Source organism: Corynebacterium sp. HMSC055D05, from assembly GCF_001810365.1.
Classification (GTDB): Bacteria; Actinomycetota; Actinomycetes; order Mycobacteriales; family Mycobacteriaceae; genus Corynebacterium; species Corynebacterium coyleae.
In genome coordinates this window covers 1-21528 of record NZ_KV801083.1, presented here as the reverse complement: position 1 = coordinate 21528, position 21528 = coordinate 1, and the positions used below count along the sequence as shown (strand labels likewise).

The following is a 21528-nucleotide window of genomic DNA, read 5'->3' as shown; positions in this document are numbered from 1 at the left end:
CGTCGATGAGCGGATGCTGGTACACAGACCACCAAGCAGCCCCAGTGACGATCTCGGGCACCTGCACCACCCCGAGCAGCGGCGGTAGCGGCGAGGCCCCGCTGGTGAGGTACGTGGCCGTCTCGTCGAAGACCGGCTGCGCAATGTCATCGCTGATCATGTACGCGATAACAGCGTCGAGTTCGAGGTGGTGGACCCACGCTGCGAACCGCTCGCGGCTCTCGGTGAGCTTCTCCACTGCTTCGTCCAGGTCGAACCGTGCGACCGGGCCGAGGCGGACGGTGTCGACGCCCTCGTCGTCGACGAAGAACGCGAGGATCAGCGAGTTGTTCGGGTAGAACCCGAGGATGCCGGGGAGGTTCGCGAGGATCTCGCCGTGGGATGCAAGCGTGTGGGAATGAGTGGACATGGCAGTGCTCCTTTGCACGAATACGGGGTGTATGTGGTCAATCCCGTATTCGGCCCGGCTCTGCCGGTCGCAGGCGTATCCCAGCAGTGCAGCACTCATGTGTGCCGAGCGTCGCTAGCGCAGCCTGATGCCTTCTCGCCGGGTGCGAGCGCTAGCGACGCAGCCTGTGCTTAAGCGTCGGCTTCGATGCGCTTGAGAGCGCGATAGATCGTCGGCCGCGAGACGTTAAAGGTGCGCGCTACAGCGCTGACGGACTTGCCGCCGTCGATAAGCTCCTTGGCCATCTGCGCCTGCTCAGCGCTGAGCTTCGGCTTGGGGCCGGCGACCCTGCCCTGTGCGCGGGCGTGCGCCACGCCCTCACGGGTGCGCTGGACAAGCAGGTCACGCTCCCACTCGGCAAGACTTGCCATGACGTTGATAACCACCTTGTCGGTGGGCTTCGACGTGTCCAGCGCTGGCTCCAACACCTTGACGTTGATGTCACGCTCGGCGAGGTCAGCGATGGTGTTCACGGTGTCCGCGAGGCTGCGGCCGAGCCTGTCCAAGCGCGTGACAACGAGCGTGTCGTCGGGGCGCATGTACGCCAGCGCGTCATCAAGACCAGGCCGTTGCCAGTTGGTGCCGGAGATGGTGTCTGAGTAGATGTGGTCCGGGTCGCAGCCAGAGCCTGAACGCTCAGATGACTTCGAGCCTGACTTCTAGCCTGGAACCGCTGGTAGAAGTAGCTGTATCTGAGGCAATGTCGAAAGAGCCTAAGAGCCTGCACGAGGCAGCAGAAGCCTCTAAGAAGGCTCGCAGCGCCCTGCTCCAGGAGAAGGAGTCCAACGAAAAGCTGCTGGAGAAGATACGCGCAGAACGCAAAAAGTACAACGACGACATGGAAAAGTCGAACACGAACTTTATTAAGGCCTGCATGTCTGCCTCGTGGATTGCAGCCAGTGTTCTCTTCGTTGCTATCGCACTCGTTGCTGTCGGAGCCTTGGGGAACGGGCTGCTAAGTATGCTCGGCATACCCGACGGCGTGTCTGCCTTGTGGGGTCACGTCCAGGAGGCCAACGGCATCGGCCCAACACTGGGCTGGTTGGCGTTAACACTTATCGTCATAGGGGTTCTTATAGCGCTTATGACCTGGATGTTGTCCCAGGCTGCGCCGGGTATTGCTCACTTAGTCGAGGAATACCGTCGCAATCACCCGAGGAAAGAAACGAACCACTAACTAGAACACGTGCACCGTAAAAAGTAAAAATCCCCACAACACAGCGTAGCGGTTAACCGCTACGCTTCTTTTATGCTCTTCCTATGCCCCAACTTTGCAACAGCACCAATAAACTGGCGCCCCGGTTATAAGTTGGGGCGCCAAGTCGATGTGCTCGAGTCGGGGGATGTTAGTGGCCGGTGCCAAACCGGCCAGACAGGCGGTTCAGCCGGTCCTGACTGGGACCGTCGAGCCCGATAATGGACACGGTTTTGCCTCTGTCCTGGAACTTCTGCGTAATCGCGTCAAAGGTCGCGACCGTGGAGGCATCCCAGATCTCCGCCTCAGTGAGATCAATAGTGATATGACGGGCAGAATCGGTGTAATCAAAGCGATAAACCAGGTCATTGCTTGATGCCCAAAACAACTGGCCATGCACCCGGTAGGTACGAGTATCAATCTCGCCATCGCCGTCGCCGTCGATCTCGGAGACCTTTTCAATGGAAGCGATATGTGCCATCCGACGGGCGAACATGATCATCGCGGTGACCACACCCAACACCACACCAATGGCCAGGTTGCTGGTGGCTAGGGTGGCAATAATCGTCACGGCCATAACAATGGTCTCAGAGACCGGCATGAGCTTCAGGGTGCGTGGATGCACCGAGTGCCAGTCGATCGTGCCGACCGAGACCATGATCATGATTGCCACCAGCGCAGCCATCGGGATCATGCCAACGATGTCGCCCAGTGCCAGGACCAGGACCAGCAGGAACACACCGGCTAACAGGGTGGATAGGCGGGTACGTGCCCCGGATTCGCGGACGTTGATCATGGTTTGACCGATCATCGCGCAGCCACCCATGCCGCCGAAGAAACCGGAGGCAATATTAGCCACCCCCTGTCCCCAGGATTCACGAGTTTTATCGGAATGAGTGTCGGTGATGTCATCGACGAGCTTGGCGGTCATCAACGATTCCATGAGACCGACCACGGCCATGGCCAGGGCATAAGGCGCGATGATCTGCAGGGTCTCCAACGTCCACGGCACGTTCGGAATAAACAGGGACGGTAAGGTCTCCGGCATCTTGCCCATGTCCGAGACCGTCGGGACAGTCAAACCGGCGGCAATGACCAAACCGGTGAGCACGATAATCGTGACCAGCGGGGCGGGGATCACACTGGTGAGCTTGGGGAAGAAAATCATGATCACCACACCCAAGCCGACGAGTGGGTAGACTATCCAAGGCACATCAATGAGGTGTTCGAGTTGGGCGGTGAAAATCATAATGCCCAGTGCATTGACGAAACCCAGCATCACCGATCGGGGGATAAAACGCTGAAGTTTCGCCACACCGAGGGCGCCGAGCACGATTTGTAGGACACCGCCCAACAGGACGGTGGCGATGAAATAATCCATCCCGTAACCACGCGCCACAGGAGCAATGACTAGGGCAATAGCCCCGGTGGCGCCGGTGATCATTGCCGGGCGGCCACCGGTAAAGGCGATCGCAATGGCCATGACTACCGAGGAAAACAGACCCATGGCTGGGTCAACACCGGCAAGGATGGAAAAGGCAATGGCCTCAGGGATCAGCGCCAGGGATACCGCCAGTCCGGCCAGAATCTCTATACGGATACGGGCGGGGGAAGAAAATGCGTAACGGAAGGATGCGATGATCCCGGTAGGGGCATCAGCGCCGTCTGGACTCAGGAGGGGGCGGGGGGCCGCCGTGCTAGTTTCAGTCATAGATGTCCAATCTTTGAGGGGATAGGTAACTGGGCGAACGCCCGAAAGGAATCCAACCCTCTAGTAACTTTAGGTTTGGTGATGGTGGTCATGGTAGCGGGAGTTTTACTCAACCGCCAACCCAGGCACAGGAACCCGTGGGCAACATCACCGTGAAGGAGAACAGGCAATGCAAAACAGTAATTTCAAGATCGGCGAGGTCGTTGACCAGACGGGGTTGTCGATTCCCACCTTGCGTTATTATGACAACGTCGGCCTGATTACCCCATCGGGGCGTAGCCCTGGTGGGTTCAGGCTTTATAGTGAGGCTGATGTACGTCGTGTTTTGCTGGTGCGACGGATGAAACCGCTGGGGTTTACTCTGGATCAGATGCGGGAATTCCTGGAAGCTGCGGAGATTCTTCATAGTTCAGATGGCGGGCAGGAAAGTGATACCGCACAGCAGGCACGGAGTAATGCCAAGGCCACCCTTGCCGACATTCGTGAGGAGACGCGCACCCGCTACGAAAAGCTACGCAAGCAAATTGCCTACGCTGAGGAATTCCTCGATCTGGTCAACACCCTGGCACCCTAAACTGCCCCCATCCTTCGCAGGGAGAAAAAGACCATCGTATTGAATGCGCTCTGTCGAATCGCGTTCCAGATGAAGTGGACGAACGCCCGCGGCCTCTCCGGAGTGGATGGCGATAGTACAGAGGACTTCTGAAATCCGTGCAGACGACTCCTCAAAACGACACAGTCATCCAAGGTCACAAAATCGAAAATTGTCACTTAACCCCATCACTTCCAAACCGGCTTAAGTGACAAAATGCCATCGCTAAAGTCCCGATTTGAGTCCCAGGACGTGCGCCTTAAGAGAAATAACTAAAGCCCCTACCAGTGTTTCTGAACTGCTCCCCATTAGTTGGACTGAGAAATCAGTTACCGACTAGTGGGGAGTAGTTTTTCATTGAGGGCACAAAGTTCGCTAAGTGAGCAGCAGCGTGAGCAGTTAGTTGAACTCTTTGAGCAGGGCATGGGCGCTAAAGCCGCTGCCAATGCTCTGGGGGTGTCCAGACACGCCGTGCAGAGTCTCTACCGTCGGTTTCAACTGCATGGCAGGCTATGTCTCGTGGAGAAACCGACAAAGCAGCAGTACTCGTTCGAGATCAAGAAGGAAGTTGTCCAACGCCACCTTGCTGGCGAGACAAGGATGGATCTTGCCCGTGAGTTTTGCCTGTCGTCAGACCAGCTTGTCAAGAATTGGGTGTGGAAATGGCGCAAAGGCGGCGATGAGGCATTAGAGCCAAAGCCGAAGGGCAGACCCAAACGCTCTGCTGCACCGAAGCGGCTTAGCGAAGAGGAGCAGCTGCGGTGTCAGGTTGCACGGTTGGAAGCGGAAAACGCTTATCTAAAAAAATTGCGGGACTTGAGGAACCAGGGACGCGCCTGAAAGTCCAGGCGATTGTCATCCTCAAGTCGCACCACCGTTTGGAATATCTCCTAGAAGCAGCAGGTATCCCACGGTCAACCTTCTTCTACCACCAGAAACGACTCAACGAACCGGATAAGCACGCAGCGCTCAAGGACGCGATCCGGGAAAGCTTCGAGCGCAACAAGCATCGCTACGGCTACCGACGAGTACTGCTCGACCTGCGCAACCAAGGCTGGGTGGTCAACCACAAACTCGTCTACAAACTCATGCACAAGATGGGGCTTCGAGCCAAGATCCGCCAGCGCAGACCGTATGTTTCCTATGCTGGGACGATCAGCCACATTGCTGACAACAAACTTGACCGCAAGTTCACCCCGGATCAGCCAAATACCGTCTTTGTTAGCGATGTCACTGAGTTCAGGGTCGCAGGCCGCAAGGTCTACCTGTCACCAGTGATGGATCTGTTTGACCGGTCAATTATTGCCCACACCGTGGCTACATCGCCGTCGACAGCGTTTACCGCTGCTTCCTTGGCCAAGGCGATTGCGGTTTGTGCGCCTGAACCTGGGTGGATGATGCACACCGATCAAGGCTTCCAGTACCAGCATTCGTCCTGGCGCAACCTAATTGGCGACAACGGTGGTGTGCAGTCGATGTCGCGTAAAGGCAACTGTTACGACAACGCGGTCATGGAGAATTTCTTCGGGCACTTGAAAACCGAGATGTACCACGGAGAAGTCTTCGCCACTGTCGCAGAGTTCAACCAGGCGATCGATGAGTACATCGGGTGGTACAACACCGAACGCATCCAACAACGACTCAAGGGCCTGACCCCGTGTGTCTGATCTGATGTAGGTGGTCCAGTTCGGCTTGGGAAGTAGTCCGTTTCGGCGGCCTGTTTTAGTCCGTTTCAGCGTGAAAAAGTAGGCCACTTTCCTGGTGCGTTGCTGTGACTGGTGTGGCTCTTTTGGAATGAAAAAGGGCCATGCCGAGTAACCATCCCAGTAGGTTTCTGTTCCTGAGAAATGTCCCATCTTCGTTTGGCTGCGAGGTCCGGGACTTGGTTTTTCAGGAAGGGACCAGAAAGTAGATGACAATCAGCATGACCACGATCGAAACTATCAGACAGCTCGATGACGAGGGAATGTCCCGACGAGCGATCGCGAAGGCGGTATCGGTATCTCGCGCTACGGTCGATAAGTACGTCAACCAGGACGATTTCAGCCCTATCCCGCCAGTTAAGTTACATAAGCCAGGATCACTAGCGCTCGGTGAGACGTTGTGTGCCGTGATTGATCGGTGGCTTGAGCAAGATCAGCGCATGCCGCGCAAGCAACGCCACACTGCGCAGCGCATCTGTGACCGGCTTGCCGCCGAACATGGATATACCGGCTCGTATTCGCCGGTACAGCGCTACGTCAAGCAGTGGAGGCAGGACCATAAAGCCCCAGGAGATGGGTTCATGGAGTTGGAATGGTCTCCCGGGGTCATCCAGGTTGATTTCGGCCAGGCAGAAATCAACCTGGCGTCAGATGTGAAGGTTGTACACCTTTTGGTGGTGACGTTTCCGTACTCGAATATGAGGTTTTGCAGGGCCTTCGCCGGTGAAACCGCCGAGTGTGTCATTACCGGATTGCTGGATGTCATCGATGCTGCCGGCGGAGTGCCGACTGAGATGGTCTTCGATAACGCTACTGCTATTGGACGCCGTGTCGGCCCGAAGGTTGTCGAATCAGAGCTCTTCGCCGCGTTTAAAGCGCACTATCGGACTCGGTCGCGTTACTGCAACCCGTATTCAGGCCATGAGAAAGGCAATGTGGAAAACGCTGTCGGGTTCATCCGCCGAAACCTGCTCGTTCCCGTGCCAGAAGTTGCTTCACTGGCAGAACTAAACGCTCTTCTGGACTCTGGGTGTGCCGCGTTTGCCAAGCAGACCCATTATAAGAAGGCAGCGGTAATCGCTGATCTGTTTCAACACGATCAACAAGCGCTCAAAGCATGTCCGTCGGTGCGGTTTAATCCGGTGCGTTTCGAAGTGCGTCGCACCGATAAAACCGGGATTGTCACCGTAGCAGGCAACCGCTACCTAGTCGGGCCTGCCTGGGCAAACAGGCAAGTCACACTGGAATTGTCCCACGACACCATCACCGTCTTAGACGAGGAGTCTCGACGCATCATCGCGCTGCCGAGAGTCTTCGGCACTGCAGACGCTACAGTGATCAACCCCATAAGTCTGCTGCCAGGGTTAGCCAAAAAGCCGGGAGCGTGGAAGAACTCACCACTTCGCCACCATATGCCGGATAACGTCGTCGGCTACCTCGACGAAGCAGATACCGTCACACGCCGTGAGTTTTTCACCCATGCACAAACCACCGCCGCAGAATGCGGTTTCGACGCCACCGTCACCGCCGCTGCAGCACTTTTAGAAGCCAACGCTCAACCAACCGGACCGCATCTTGGCATCGCTGCACGATACAGCACCCCACCACCAACACAGCACACCAGAGCAAACCTGGCTACCTACGACCAACTCCTTGCCACCACAATCAACACCCCACAGCATGCGGAGGCGACCTAAAATGAGCGCTACAACCACCAAAAACCAAGTTGTCACACTCGGCCGCCAGCTCTATTTGACCACCGCTGTGTTACGCCAATGCGTTGAACACGCCACCCCACGCCAGTGCGACATCCTCATCGAATTGTTCGAAGCTGAACTTTCTTCCAGAGCAGCATCCAGAGCCCGCCGCCTCATGCACCGTGCGCGTGTGCCAGTACGCAAAACCCTCGACGGCTACGACTGGTCACCAGTGACCCTGCCCACGGACATCACCCGCGAACACCTCACCACGCTTGAGTTTCTCAACGGATGTGAAGACCTCGTCTTCTACGGGGACGTCGGCACCGGGAAAACACATCTCGCCATCGCGCTAGCCACCCAAACATGCCTTGCAGGCATCCCAGCAAGGTTTTTCACCGCCGCCGGCCTAGTCGACCACTTACGCAACGCTAAACAGGCAGGAAGACTCGACAAAGAACTCGCAGCACTCGGCAAAAACAAGCTCCTCGTCATCGACGAACTCGGCTACATCCCCATCGACACTGACGGTGCACGGTTACTTTTCCAAGCCATCGCCGACGCCTACGAACAACGCAGCCTGATCATCACCACCAACCTCGCGTTTTCCCAATGGGGCCAAGTCTTCGGCAACGATGACATGGCAGCGGCAGCCATCGACCGCATCGTCCACCACGGACGCATGATTACCTTCACCGGCCAGTCCTACCGCATGGCAAACGCCCTCATGAAATAACCCTCAAAACCCCAGCAACGCTCAAACGGCCCAAAACCGTGCCGAACTGGCCTAAAATTCGAGCCGAAACGGCCTAAAACAACTTGACAAAACACACCCCGATGCAATATCGGAATCAGACCCTTGAAGCCCTAACCACCTAGAATTAAACCAGTCCAACTTTCGGGGGCTAGTTCATTCTCCTGGTAGGGGCTTGGAGAGGGATTCGCGAAACTCCCCTACCACCCAAAACACACCCCTCCCCCAACCCGTCCCCGGAAGTATTCCCCGAATTCCCCGGAACCACCACGACAATCCCCAAAGAACACCCCTGACCAGCAAAAACGCCCCCTAGAACAACCACCCACCAGCACAAACGCCCCGAAAACATCACGCCACCACTACCTAGCGTCCTATCCCGCACCACTTCACCGAAACTCCCCACAAGCCACCCCGAATCCCTTCATCCCGCGCAACTGTCGCGCCCCGTACAAACCAAAACGGTGCCACTGAGAAAAGACTTCCAGTGACACCGTTTCATGCGTGTAAATGAGAAAGAAACAAAAACTCAATTACCACGGGACATATCCGTGTAGAAGGATGAGCGCACATTCATGCGCTAGTACTCATAATACCAATATCGCGCGCACGTTCATCAGAATAAACATGGATCGATAGTGACGGTGTGCTGACATGAAAAGCACCCCCGTGAAACCACGAGGGTGCAATAGCGCGTTGAGTGATCTACCGGATTAACGGAACAAGTTCGCAATCATCGTCCAGAAGGACTCTTGAACAGCGCCACCAGTGTTCACCACTGGACCCTGTTTCGCCACTGGTCCAACGATTGGAGGTTGCGCTGGAACAAATGGTGGCGTGTTCACACGAGACGGATTTTCCGGTGTTGGTTGTTTTTCAGGGAACGTGTGATTGACCACTGGTGGAACAGGTTTTGGCTCAGTTTTCTTCTCGATAATCCGTACTCCAGGCTCAGTAGTCTTCTCCGTGGTCATTGGCACGTTCTCCGTACCTTTTGGCTCGGGAGTAGGGATTACTGGTGGTGTAGGAGTATCTGTTTTAGGAGTTCCTGACGGTTCAGGAGTTGGCTCTTCACTCGGTGAAGGAGTTGGGGATTCGCTGGGTGATGGATCTGGTGATGGAGTTGGCGATTCGCTCGGTGACGGGTCTGGTGAAGGGGTTGGCGACTCGCTAGGTGACGGGGTTGGTTCCTCTTCTGGGGTTGGTTGTTCGCGCAGTTTGATTCTTAATGCAGCCTGGTCACAAGAATCATTCTTGAGAGAATCCTTGTCAATAAAGTTTGGAATCTCGAAACGCCATTTTTTACCAGCGTAATCGACTAATTTGCCGTCTTCTGTTTCTTCTGCGAGCCAATACTTATATTGTGCAATATTTGTTGTTTCATCGTATTCGATAGACTTAATTTCCCTTACAGGGCTATCGCTTGAGTACTGTAGCGACCTTGGGGAAAGGACACCATCAACTGCAAAGACATCGTTTATGCGTTCATCTGATTGCCCCATGAACAACGCTGGACTCTCATGATCATCATTAATCTTTTCCAACCCAGCAGTATTAATAATCGATGATCCCTCAACAACAGTATTTGTTGTAGGTTTACACTTCTCCGTCGTATCAAAACCGGCAACCGCATTAATCGGTTTCGCGTAAATTTCAGCATTACGCTTATTTACTTCAGGATCAGTAATACTAAATTCTGGTAGTGGTCCAGGGTTGATCCAATCAGCGGTTTTCTTCTTTCCTGTTTGCGGATCAGTAAACTCTTTACCAACACGATCTACAATCTTGCGGTCAAAATCGACATAACGTAAACGGTTCGTAGCACGCAGGGGAACGTACACGTCAGATTTAGCGCCATTGACATTGATTGTTCCGGAGACTCGAACCGTGTGCATTCCCTTTTTATCGGAAGCAATACGGATCATCTTGTACTCAGACAAGTTTGATTCATCGATTCCTTCGGGAAGGTTTACCCCTTCAGGAAGTTTTGTTAGATCTTCTTGTACGTACGCAAACGATCCGACATCGAGCATATTTTGTGCAGTTCTTTTTTCTTTACTACCATCACCAGCGTATAAGCGTTTCCAGTTACCGTTATCGTCTTGGTAGAAACTGTTGAAGTCCACCCCGCCTTTATCTGGACGTAATTCAATCATTTCACGAACATCATTACGAGTGATGTTCGGTTGCCAGGAATAATAACTATCTTTTTCAAGATGCTCAAGAAGTTGTTCCGCACTCTTTTCACTATCTCCTAGCGACTGTGCTTGTCCAAGCGTCAAGTGAATATCTTTAACCGCTTTAGGAACGAAAATATCAGTTTCGTTCAACATATAGGGATAGTGCTTAAGCCAATCCCCATGGTCTCCAGGAGCATACACAGGAGACCATTGCACATCCCACATAACCTGAGCAGTGTTTTTATCATTTGCGTAATCGCCTTCTTGTTTTGAATAGTTGCCTACTGCTTGAACATTTACACCCCCTTCTAAAATATTTTGGTAAGTCGCAACCTCTACTCCAGCGGGACCAAAGTAAACACTTCCAAAATACCAATCTCTAGCACCGTTACCAGGTTCATACCCGTTTTTTCTCCACTCTTCCCAGTCAACGTAACCTTCTTCATCTTCGAAATTCGGTGTCGGAAGTGCCGGGGGTTGAGTGGACTGATCCGCATAACTATGGACCTCTTTATCCTCAACAAATTCACCATTAACTATGGAATCCTTGTCGAACTGCTTTATGTCATCGTCAGCGTTCGCAATCGTGTTTACCCCGCTTACTGCACTACCCGCAAACACAGCGGTAGCAGCAGCGGAGTAGAAGATCTTTTTCGTTACATTCTTTTTCATATCTAGTTTTCCTTTTTGTGTACGTACACGCATGCGCGCAGGTATTCCCCTTCGCGCGCCTTAGCTTTCATTAATTCGAATTCGTGAACACGAATAGTGTTCATTTATTAGGGTAACTGATTCGCACGTCCGTTCGTCAGAATCACTTTTGAACCCCTCGCACCGCACCACCAACGCCCACCTATACCGCCCTTCCAGCACCCCTTCGTATCGCGCGCCTAAGCACCTTCACATCGCTCCTTGCGCCACAGTGCGCCTACACCAATACAGCGCTTAGAACGTCCTGTACCTACGACGAGGTTCACGAGGTGACGGAACTGGTCATGCACGCGAATGGTTACTGCAATAATGACAACAACCAGTACGTCGAAGATTCCTACGAAGCGCTACGTCTGTGGAGGTAAACAGCGTTTCCGGCGAATGATGCAGGATGGATAATGAGAAAGTCCGTTGGGTCGAGGAAGTTTTCCACTCACCCCGCTTGTTCTAGCACACGGGACACCACAACACAGGCGTAGTTCCTGCTCAGTAGCACTTTCTCGCACGGTTTCACCTTCCACCGCGCCTACCAATCCATGATCGTCTGTTCCCGCCAATAGTCGCTGTTTTCGCGCGCGATCATGTTTCACCGTCTGTAGTGACTTTTATGATTAATCCAGGCGTGAACCACGCACGGTTTGCTCGTGAGAGTTTCTTGGAGAAAGGGCGTAAGCGTTGGACGTAGGAATTACTATCGGTGTCATCGGGCTGATCTGGACTGGGGTCGTTGCTTGGGTGTTTTACCGCCTTGCAGAACGCAAGTCAGCCAAACGCCACCGCGAAGACACCACCACTGTTAGCGAGCATGAGCGCACCCGCCGAAAAGACAGTGAGCAGCAGGCGCGGTTGCAACAGGTGCAGATTGACTTTCAGCGCCGGAAGAGTGCTCGTGACAAGTTCGAGAAGCGTGATGAGCACTGGGATGCACACGTCCAGAAGAATGGGAAAGCGATCAGGATTATCAACGGATCAGATGTCATGTTCATTGGGGTGGAAGTTTTCCTTTATGAACATCACTCGACCGAGGGCAAGCCATTGTGCATGGCGATGGCGTGGCATCGGTCATCCTTTGCGATTGTCTACTGTGTAGATGACAACTCCAGTTTCGACAACGCCGAAAAGATTGTGATCACTGGCGTGGTTGATGATTCCTATCAGGAGATGAAAGTGGAGATCCCGCTAGACCCTACTGAAACGATGCCAGACTACCGCGCAGACTAGGTAAGTGCGGTGGCAGGTTATGATAAAGAAGACTTTATAATTTCCGTATCAACGTTGTTTCCCTAGGAAGTGTCCACAGTGCCGAACCCACAACAACTCATGCAGTACGCCGGTGCTGCTATCACCGTTATCGCCTTGATCCTAGGACTGATCTTCGGAACGGGTGATTTATCCTCGTCTTCTGCTGGTGGGGACTCGGGTGCGCAAACGTCCCCGTCGAACAGTGCGAAACCGTCGAATAGTCCTAACCCCTCGAATGGCACGCGCAAACCAGACGCTGATGGGTGTGTATACGGCACACCAAACTACTGGGAGTGCAAGCAGTCCAACAGTTCTATTGGTAAGAAGAACCCACCATTAACATCTAGTGATATTCAACAAGCGCGTAGAACACAGTTTATGCAACTTGTTGAATGGAGGTCCAATGATAAACACCTGAACCCAATTACGTACGATCTTTCTCTAGAAGCGACAGCGCAACGGTTTGCTAATGAGTTGGCGCAGACTCCTGGGGATAGGATTTGGCACTCGAATTACAATACTCGTGGACTAGAAAACGTGGCGATTGACCCATTCTTCTACGATAAATTCGTTAATATTTTCTCGCATTCCCCTGGTCACAGGAGTGCTATGGGAACGGATGGGCGTGCTCCTAAGGTCGGTATTGGTATTGCTCAAGACCCTGTGACCGGAAAATACTTCTGCGTACAACACTTCGCAGACAAGTAATCGGATAGCGGGGGAAGAACACACCTACTAGGTAGTTGGAGTAAGTCCTACCTAGTAGGTGTTTTGTTTTGCGCTGGGTGGTGCAGCAAGCGGAGTGTGCCAAATTGACACGGCGTTCCCCCGCGCGCGAACCTTCCTCAACTCGATGGAGGATTCTTCCTCTTGCGCGTTGAATTCGCTTCAAGATCAAACCCGAGTTGATCAAACAATTTCTGCTGGTGCCCTAACACCCGCTGAGCATCTGCCTGAAGCACCTTCTGCCTGACACTTAACTCGACACTGCGCGCAAACATCTCTTCAGCAGAAAACTTCCCTGAATCCTAATCCGCTTCGAACTCCTGCACATCTTCAGCAAACTTCGCTGCTTGCTCGATGACTCTTTTCGCATCATCTTCTATCTCGAATACTTCATTGCGCCGTGGCAGACCATCCCAAAGATTCTGATATGGCAATTCGGATACATCTCGCATGTATGTCACTTGCTGGAATCCAAAACACCATTGTTCGGGGATTCGGATGTGTTCATCCTCCCAGCGGAAAATCACCCCGATGAAACCATCCTGAAGACACCCGACGAAACCAGCACGTTTCTCGTTGTCATCCACAAATTCGAGATAACTGGAAAATGGCGCAAACCATTCCTCCGGATGCGACGGATCACGCCCTTGAACATGCTCGTAGTCCTTGTAAAGCAAGAGCGAAAACGTGTGGACCATCTCCGGATCGTGCAGGTATAAGCGGAGATCTTCCGGCACCTCGTAGCCTGCGTCGTACATCTTGCAACCAAAATGCTTCACGTAATACCGCGCAAGGTGACGCTGATCAAAAGGGGTATCCGCAAAGATCTCATCCCAGTTGAATTTGCGCCGGTTTTTGAAATACTCCAGGTCATCAAGAATGAAGTCCATGAAATGGTCATACGCCATGTCAAACGGCTGCGAGAACTGGTTATTGCAGTAAGAGCATATGGTTTTCCCGAACATGAAGATGCCATGATTCGGACCACTCATCTTGTAAAAGCGCCCATCACTGCCGATAGTGCCTAACGGTTGCCTACCTCCCGCTTCCCAAATCTTTTTAATCCGGGAACTCTTGAAAGCGTGTTCCTGAGTGTTGGCGGGACGCTCCTCGCAGATCCAGCAGATCTTGCGGTCACGCCGAGGAAACGCCGGGTTCGACTTTTTCTTCACCATTTACTCGCCCGCTTTCGTCCTCGCTTTCACTCCCACGGACTCACCCGCATACAAGTCCTCAATGATCTCGATGACCCCATCTGAGTTCAGCACGGATGTGAAGTACACGTCCACGTCGTTGTTCCGCAGTTGCTCGAAGAACTTAGATGCGCTCGTAATTGCTTTTACTTCAGTCCCGCGCAGTTGCGAATCCTCATCCATTCCCTTCGTTTCAGCCACGAAGTTGACTGATTTGCGCCCGTTCTTGCGCTTGATCACGTACATAAAGTCAGGCGAAGTCGTTTGCCCCGAGTAGGTGGGGATCTTGATCGAACGGGTGGGGATCTTGCCGAATACTTCAACTACCCCGTCGAATTTCTTCGAGAGTGAATCCATGATGGTGTCGCGCTCAATCGAACTATCCCAGTCGAACACGTCATACAGGTACGTCTCCGGGGGAACCTTTTCGTTGTCCTGGAAACGTCCCAAGCGGGTGCGCTCGATGGTGTCTTTCGGGGAACCGTCAGTCTTGGTCAGCGGATCGTCACCACCGCGCACGCCGACGTGGGCGTATTCAAACCGGGTAGCGAACTCCCGGTCAAACCATTCGTGGAACCGGCGCAGGAACCTGTTGAGACTTTCTATGTTGAAGTGAGAGTCTTGCAGGTTAAGCACGTCATTATTCCGCGCGAGCGCACGGTGGATCGTGTCCACGGGAAGTGCCGTGGACGTGTGCGCCCGCTTCAAGAACTCCCCATAAGGCAGATGCGTGTTCGACTCGTGGTGTCCCGCGACCGTATAAGTCTTCGGCAGGGACAGTTCCCGCCCGCGTCGAACCTCTTTTTCTAAGACCTTCCTCGTATCGCGCACGAAAATGCGGTCATTGTTTTGCAAGACCTCATCCAGCCCCGCGTCGATCTGCTCCGGCGACAACTCTTGGATGATCAGGACGTACTTCTGCGTGAGCGTTTCCCACAGAGAGCGCAAACGCTCGTAAGCCTTCGGGCGAATCGTGGCGCTGCGCTTGCGGGCTTCCTTGTGTCCTGGTTTCTCTTTCCTGATGCGATTCTTGTTCACGCCCGTTGCGAACTCGGGATAGGTCTGGAGGAACGCGCCTAGTTTGTCCTCTTTCACCTCGCCGGACGGTTCGATGAAGCCACCCATAAGCATTTCAGCCATGAGGAACGTCGGCTCCACCCCACGCGCCTTCGCCACGTCCGCCAGCCGGTCATTCACGTTATTCACGCGCACGGTGTCCGTATTAATCTCATCGACCAACTGATCAGCAAACTCGCGCTCGGTGAAGTCCACGAGATAGGTCAAGAAGAACTGATCAGCATCAGCAGTCGCCCGATTGCCGTACTCATCCACCGGAAGGCGAAGCCCACGCCCAACCTCTTGCAGTTTCGAATTCTCCGAACCGGACGAGCGCATCTTCACGATCTGGAATACCGTGGGCAAATCCCAGCCTTCTCGTAGCGTCCACTTCGAGAAGATGAACCGCATGACGTTATAGTGCCCACGCTCATCTCTAAACGACATGAGTTTGTTCTTATCGCGCAGAATCGCTTGAACCTGTTTGGTCACCTGCTCATCAGTAGCGTTCAAGTCTTCCGCGAAATAGCCACCGTGAGCACCTTCTATGTTTTGCAAGGTCGCTTCCAGATACGGCAGGTACTCCTGCATAGCCGGGGTGAGCGCCCCGTCCTCGTGAATCTCGGTGATTGTGTCCTCGATGGACTTTCTCAGTTTGCGCTCGAATGCAACCTTTAACCAACCGTCGTTGTTATCCCCACGGTAGGAGTGAATGGAGTCGATGAAAAACAGCGTGGATGGCTTGATCTTGCGCTCACGCTCAAATAAGTCTCGCTCGATCTTGAAGTGGTTAGCGAGCGCTTGCTCCAGCATCGTCTCCTGATAGGACTGGGAGAACGAGCCGGTCATGATTGCGTAGTCCTTGGGCAACTCCGCACCGTTGGACAACATAGCGACGTTTACGCCGGAATCTTTCGACTTACCCACGTTCTCTAGCAAGACCCCGGATAGTGACGGGTGAATCATCCCGAGCAGGTTGTTCTGTTTATCCAGGTGGTAGGACTTGCCGGTGGACTCATTGCGGATCGTGACCGTCTTCTCCTTTGTGTTAAGCGCGGTCACTTTCAGTTTGACCTCATCTTCCCCGATAGCATCCGGGTACTGCACCTTCACGCCCTTGACGAGCAGGTTGTTGAAGGCTTGCGCTGAGTTCAGTTCGTAGACAAGGTTTTCATAATCCGGCGTGGACGGTTTAGTCTTCGTCCCTCTAGTTCTGGGGAAGGTCGCGCCGTAGCGGATGATGACCCCTGGCTGAAGCCCTTCGACAATTTTCTTGAAGGTGGCTTGGTTGCGGGCGAAACGGTGTGGCTCATCGATAATCACGACCGGACGAGTGCGGGCGAGAATATCCAACGGACGGGATGAGTCATACCCGTCTGCTGTGAGCGTTTGGTCGTAATCGTCGCGCGAGAGCGTGGGAGATTGCAGCATTGCGCCGGTCATGATGAGCGCGTCGATGCGCTTAGCATCGTAATCAGCACCTTCGGCGTACTCCCGAATCTCGGGCGGGATCATCCGTCGCCGTCCCCGCTTGTGCTTCGGCTTGCCTGCGAGCGTTTGCAGCACAATCTGTGAATCGTAGAACTTACGGAAGTGTTCGTCCGCGTAGTCCGAGCGGATGAAATCACTCGTACCCTCTCGAATCGGCGCTGATGGGGTAAGCAAAATGAACTTATTGAACCCGTAGCGAGCGTGAAGTTCGTACATGGTGCGGGTAAACACATAGGTCTTGCCTGTACCAGTTTCCATGCGCACGTCTAGCCCGAGGTAGTTCTTCGCGCTGGACATGCGCTTCTCGGGAGGAATCATGGGTAAGTCGATAACGCGCCCACCTTGTATGTCCTCGATGTTCTCCTGAATCGTCGGGAGCATGTCTGAGGTGATCTCGGGGTTGACGGCTGATCTCGCACCGAAGTCCACTCCCTCAAACACGGTCGTGACCGCTTGCACCGCTAGGCGCTGATGCTCTAACTCTTGGAGCCTGACTTTCATTGCCCTACCACCGCGCTTCCGCGTGAATCTTGCCAGTAGAGACCTGGTTGAGCGCCTGCTTCAACTCCGTGAGCACTTCGAATGACAGTGCCGTATTGAAGTATGCGAGGTGGTTAATATGAAGTTGGTCGGACTCAATTAAACGGATGAGTGCAATTACGTCCTCGGGGGTGAACCCGCCATCGATGATGTAGGCGGATGAGCCAACCACGTCGAGCGTATATCCGTCGAGTTCAACTTGTTTGACCTCTGGGGTGAGTCCGTAACCGTCGTGAACCGCCCAGGTTGTGAGCATGACCGTTTTCGCGGGCGCGTTATCGAAATTCAAGCGCTCTAACGGATCAATATTGAACAACCCCTCGTCCGGATTGAAAGATTCCAGCCGGTCGATTTCATCCTGCTCTGGAGTGACTAGCGTGTAGTGCTTAAAGCCGTAGTCGATGCTCGCGCCGGTGTCTTGAGCGATCTTGTCCGCTGCGAGTTCGATGCGCTTGCGCCCGATCTCATCGATGGTAGAGAATCCTTGGGCGAGAGCATTGCGCCCAGTGTCATTTTTATCCGTGATCGGCTCCGCAATCTGGACAGTGATCATGCGCCGGTTCGCCCCGTCTCGGGCGTTAAGTGCCATGACCGCGTGTGCGGTAGACGATGAGCCAGAGAAGAAATCGAGAACGGTGTCTCCGTCCTTGGCAACAAACGAAAGCAACTGGGTAAGAAGACTCACCGGTTTGGGGTTAGTAAAAACCTTCACGCCCCCGAACAATTCTCGAACCTCGTTCGCCCCCGTGCGACTATCCAGATTAATCACGCTCGGGAGTTTCACCGCGTACTCGTGCGCGTAGACCTTTAATTCCACGATCTTGTTCTCATCTGCGCCGAAGATGATCTTCTCCTGGTCTAGGAGTTCGCGCATGGTCGATTCGGGGAAGCGGTAACCCATCATGGGCTGCGTTGTGGGCTTGCCCGTTTCAGGGTGAATCACGTCGTAGCGGTATCCCTCTTTACCGGGGTTGTGAACGGAACGACTGCCCTGGTAGATGCCTTCCTGGTCGATGTATTTGTAATTATCGAGTTCACCCATTTCCTGGCGGTGCGCTCGCAACCATGCCGAATACTCAGCCTGAAGACGGTCAGTTTCCCCGTACTTCTCGATGAGTTCCTCACCCTTGGCAACGAGCATGTCTTTAATTGCACTTTCGGGTGAGCGCCAAACCTCTTCGACCACGCGCTCATCCTTGGCGAACACGACAATGTACTCATGCTCTTCAGCGACTCGGGAGGGGTTGTTATCTGTGGCATTTTTCCAAACAATCGTTCCCAGCCGGTTCTGTTCTCCGAACACGTCACTATCGAGCAGCAGTTGCAGGTTGCTGAGTTCGTTTCCATCGATGGAGATGAAAATAACCCCGTCATTGCTTAAGAGGTTTCGAGCGAGCACAAGACGGGGAAGCATGAACGTCAGCCACGCCGAGTGAGAAGCCTTGCCGTGCAGGTCAAGAATGTGCAGCGCTTCTTCGCGGGAAACACCGATGAGTTCTTCCAAGTCTTTAGGCGTGAAATCGAACGAATCTACGTAGGCGAAATCGTCCTTGCCGGTATTGTAGGGAGGATCGATGTAAATGCACTTCACCTTCCCCCTATACGACTTCGCCAGGTGCTTGAGCGCGTCCAAGTTATCGCCGGTGATGTAAATATTCTCGCTATCAGCATTGCGCTCATCGTTGTTGTGCTCTTCATCGGGAACGAGCACAGTTTCCGTTTCTAGAGAAGCCAAAAGACGCGCGTATGACTTGCCGAGGAAGTTGAGTTCATACGACTCGCGAGAAAGTTCCACCTGCTCTTCTTGAAGCATGTTCTGAAACTTCTCCATCTTGAAGTTTCCATCTTCATCGAAGTAGTGGGGCAACGCTTCCATGAGAACATCAATCTCGAAGTCCTTGGGCGCTGCATTTTCATTGTGCTGTTGCGCATCTCTGATCATGAATTGTCCTTAATTCCGCTGTTGTGATTTATGCCTTCGATTCTTTCATAGTTTGCACCGCCAGTTTCCGAAGTCTGACGAATCGTGTTCAGTGCAGGTCAGAGTGTGTTTCAAACTGGCGTGTGTCGAAGTGGATTACGAGGTAACGAGGGGTAGCCCCACACCTACTATGTCGAACACATGTTCTTGACAATTCGCACAAAACGGCGCTACCGTACCGAGTGGTCTAGTTGTACAAGGAGAACATGTGGACAAACCGGAAAAGAAACGCCCCTCGATAGACAAACTCATCCCAATAGCGATGGTCGATACCGATGACGAAATTGATTACGGCTGGATCTGTGATCTGATCAACGAACTGCGCATAAACGCAGGGCTAGAGCCACTTTCACACGAGGAACTCAATGCCGATCCGAGCGGGGATTAATCCCACCAGCGCGAGTGGGAACAACTTCTACTTGCGCCCTGATTCGCCCACACTTGCTATGTAGGTTCGTCTTGATTGAACGCGACCTTCTCCCATGGAAACGCCCGCGCCCTCCCATCCAAAGCGCGATACTTCCACACCCCAAAACAGCGCCATGAAGTACCCTCACTTACTACGTGAAAACAACACCTACTAAGTGATAAAAATGCCCCTTGACATGCACAAACACCCTGCACTATGGTTCTGAAACCGTTGGCACAACCCAGTGCTAACAACCCAAGTCAAAGGAGAACCATTTGGGAGAAATTTTATCTGATGCAGTAATGCAAGTGATGACCCCAACAGTGCAGTGGTATGACAAGGAAGCACTCGCACATATAAGCAAATATGCCGATGACTACACCGGCGAGATCATCGACCGTCACGGCACAATCCATCGTGGGTGTATTGGGCTGATCCACTACATCCCGGAGGAAGCCTACGAGCGCCCGTGGTGGCGTGAAACGGACTACCCACTGAAAGGCTGCATTAACCGCCTAGTGGATTCTGGGTGGATCAAGCGTATGGACGGTGAAGAACTTGATGGAGCGCTGCTTCTCAACACATCGCGCCTGGTGCGCTTGATGGACATTGCAGAAACAGAAATGGCGCAAAACCAGCACGTTATCAACTACGAGTACCTTCCTGATGGCACTGTGGTGGAACCGCCATGTGAGGATTTCTCAGACCCGTTATTTCTACCTTTCATTCGATGGGCGGATAGCGAGTTTGCAGACGATTTCGCGCACACCTTGGCTGATGACGTGACCGAAGCAACCGCGCGCTTGCTCGACGCACACACCGAGATTGAGCGAGATCATTCATGGCAAGAATCGAATCCTGATCGCTGGACTCGTGCCATTTTGGATTGGAAGGATCACTACCTCGAAGACGGTACCTTCCGTGTTCCTGATCAGTGGAAGGTGAACGCTCATGATTGCTAATCCGAACCCGAACATTTCTGCTGGGATGATGCGCGCGGAGATTGATTTTTGGCGCGATGATAACAACACACCGGAGTTTTTGGTACTTATCGAACCGCGCGATAACCCGCTGATCACGCTGCTACAAGTAGCGAAACTGCACACGGTGAAACCGTGGCAGGGAGTGGACGTGACCGTGGGGGACGTGCCGGACGAGTCGCAAACCTTCATGGCGTTTACCTATACGGGAAGCCGTGATTCGTTTTGGGATGGGCTGATGCGCTTGACTGAAGCGGTGATCATGGCTGCGATGGAGATTGACGATGATCGCCTGCCTGGACAGCGAGCGTATGCGCGAATGTTGCGCGATTTTGAATTACCGCCATTGCACTTGCTACCAGAAATCACGATTGATGATGATGGTGAAGTCTGCGGAGATCCCGCGTGGAAGGGAATGATGTAGTCGGTATAGCGAGCGTGGGGTGGGCGCTCGTGTCATGGATAATCACATAGAAAGTGTGTGTGATTTAACGCCGATTTGCCGGGTTAGAAATTGCAGGGTGAATAAGTTTGTCCAGAGGGTAGGTTTCGTCCCGCGAGCGGGGCGTGTAGCGGGCGATTTGAGGGCGTGGTAATTACGTGGGCGAGCGCGAAACCCGCGCGGGGAGGAAGGGGGTTTGGGGGTTAGAGGGGAAATGAAAGGGAACTACATAGCCCAGCGCAACCAGCGTGAACAGTGCGCGAAATCTTCTGCAATTGAAAGTTGACTACCTGAATCGGAAAAGAAGTGCCACAGAAGACTTTGGGATTACGCAATCAACCTTTCTGATTTGTCCTTCGAAAAGAATGACTTCAACCGTTACTCAATTGGAACTGCATCGCACCGATTCGTGTTGTGTCCTTATCAATTCCTAGAGGGGCTAGTTGGGGTGTCATGATTCCGGTGGACGGTGAAACC

The 21528-nt window shown here is 53.3% G+C and carries 16 protein-coding genes and 1 pseudogene; 10 read left to right on the top strand and 7 right to left on the bottom strand.

Translation table 11 applies throughout. The annotated features are described in order from the left end of the window. A partial coding sequence (locus HMPREF2734_RS11200; protein ID WP_141750495.1) for a DUF4192 family protein occupies positions 1 to 409 on the bottom strand: 409 nt, incomplete at its 3' end. Positions 410 to 579: 170 nt separating this feature from the next. Next, on the bottom strand, positions 580 to 1053 hold the full coding sequence (locus HMPREF2734_RS11195; RefSeq protein WP_080972893.1) for a recombinase family protein: 474 nt from the start codon (positions 1051 to 1053) through the stop codon (positions 580 to 582). 95 nt (positions 1054 to 1148) lie between these two features. Here HMPREF2734_RS11195 and HMPREF2734_RS11190 point away from each other — a divergent pair, with 95 nt between their 5' ends. Then, on the top strand, positions 1149 to 1625 hold the full coding sequence (locus HMPREF2734_RS11190; protein ID WP_070571000.1) for a hypothetical protein: 477 nt from the start codon (positions 1149 to 1151) through the stop codon (positions 1623 to 1625). A 169-nt stretch (positions 1626 to 1794) separates the two neighbouring features. Here the strand turns inward: HMPREF2734_RS11190 and HMPREF2734_RS11185 are convergent, their stop codons facing one another. Further along, positions 1795 to 3354: a SulP family inorganic anion transporter gene (locus tag HMPREF2734_RS11185; RefSeq protein ID WP_070570996.1), complete on the bottom strand. Its 1560-nt coding sequence runs from the start codon at positions 3352 to 3354 to the stop codon at positions 1795 to 1797. A gap of 169 nt (positions 3355 to 3523) precedes the next feature. Here HMPREF2734_RS11185 and HMPREF2734_RS11180 point away from each other — a divergent pair, with 169 nt between their 5' ends. From HMPREF2734_RS11180 to istB, 4 genes and pseudogenes are all read left to right on the top strand, one after another. After that, entirely contained in the window at positions 3524 to 3928 is a 405-nt protein-coding gene (locus HMPREF2734_RS11180; protein ID WP_034664654.1) for a MerR family transcriptional regulator, read from the top strand. A 463-nt stretch (positions 3929 to 4391) separates the two neighbouring features. Beyond that, positions 4392 to 5613: pseudogene (locus HMPREF2734_RS11920) on the top strand (IS3 family transposase). 257 nt (positions 5614 to 5870) lie between these two features. After that, the gene (gene istA / locus HMPREF2734_RS11165; RefSeq protein WP_070570999.1) at positions 5871 to 7346 is read left to right on the top strand and encodes an IS21 family transposase; all 1476 of its coding nucleotides are present in this window, start codon (positions 5871 to 5873) and stop codon (positions 7344 to 7346) included. Position 7347: 1 nt separating this feature from the next. After that, a complete protein-coding gene (istB, locus tag HMPREF2734_RS11160) occupies positions 7348 to 8082 on the top strand; it encodes an IS21-like element helper ATPase IstB (protein WP_101733627.1) in 735 nt (244 codons plus the stop codon). Positions 8083 to 8813: 731 nt separating this feature from the next. Here the strand turns inward: istB and HMPREF2734_RS11915 are convergent. After that, positions 8814 to 10952 carry a hypothetical protein gene (locus HMPREF2734_RS11915; protein ID WP_141750492.1) on the bottom strand — a complete coding sequence of 713 codons (2139 nt, stop codon included), beginning with the start codon at positions 10950 to 10952 and terminating at the stop codon, positions 8814 to 8816. Between the two features lie 714 nt (positions 10953 to 11666). On the opposite strand from HMPREF2734_RS11915, the gene HMPREF2734_RS11150 reads away from it, so the two are divergent. Both HMPREF2734_RS11150 and HMPREF2734_RS11660 read left to right on the top strand, forming a co-directional pair. Next, positions 11667 to 12212, top strand: coding sequence for a hypothetical protein (locus HMPREF2734_RS11150; protein WP_070570992.1), 546 nt, complete (start codon positions 11667 to 11669; stop codon positions 12210 to 12212). Between the two features lie 78 nt (positions 12213 to 12290). Beyond that, the gene (locus HMPREF2734_RS11660) at positions 12291 to 12941 is read left to right on the top strand and encodes a CAP domain-containing protein (protein WP_141750491.1); all 651 of its coding nucleotides are present in this window, start codon (positions 12291 to 12293) and stop codon (positions 12939 to 12941) included. A 320-nt stretch (positions 12942 to 13261) separates the two neighbouring features. On the opposite strand, the gene HMPREF2734_RS11145 is transcribed toward HMPREF2734_RS11660, so the two are convergent. From HMPREF2734_RS11145 to HMPREF2734_RS11135, 3 genes are read right to left on the bottom strand one after another with little or no spacing between them, the layout of a single operon-like run. Beyond that, positions 13262 to 14134, bottom strand: a complete 873-nt coding sequence (locus HMPREF2734_RS11145; RefSeq protein WP_070570991.1) for a hypothetical protein — start codon at positions 14132 to 14134, stop codon at positions 13262 to 13264. After that, the gene (locus tag HMPREF2734_RS11140) at positions 14135 to 17200 is read right to left on the bottom strand and encodes a type III restriction-modification system endonuclease (protein WP_070570990.1); all 3066 of its coding nucleotides are present in this window, start codon (positions 17198 to 17200) and stop codon (positions 14135 to 14137) included. It abuts the gene before it with no gap. A gap of 4 nt (positions 17201 to 17204) precedes the next feature. Then, entirely contained in the window at positions 17205 to 19181 is a 1977-nt protein-coding gene (locus HMPREF2734_RS11135; RefSeq protein WP_070570989.1) for a site-specific DNA-methyltransferase, read from the bottom strand. A 247-nt stretch (positions 19182 to 19428) separates the two neighbouring features. On the opposite strand from HMPREF2734_RS11135, the gene HMPREF2734_RS11910 reads away from it, so the two are divergent. The 3 genes from HMPREF2734_RS11910 (at position 19429) to HMPREF2734_RS11125 (ending at position 21033) form a co-directional block, all read left to right on the top strand. Next, positions 19429 to 19608: a hypothetical protein gene (locus HMPREF2734_RS11910; protein WP_101732517.1), complete on the top strand. Its 180-nt coding sequence runs from the start codon at positions 19429 to 19431 to the stop codon at positions 19606 to 19608. 296 nt (positions 19609 to 19904) lie between these two features. Further along, positions 19905 to 20591, top strand: a complete 687-nt coding sequence (locus HMPREF2734_RS11130; RefSeq protein ID WP_141750490.1) for a hypothetical protein — start codon at positions 19905 to 19907, stop codon at positions 20589 to 20591. Next, a complete protein-coding gene (locus HMPREF2734_RS11125) occupies positions 20581 to 21033 on the top strand; it encodes a hypothetical protein (protein WP_070570987.1) in 453 nt (150 codons plus the stop codon). Before HMPREF2734_RS11130 ends, HMPREF2734_RS11125 begins: the two co-directional genes overlap by 11 nt. The last annotated feature ends 495 nt before the right edge of the window (positions 21034 to 21528 follow it).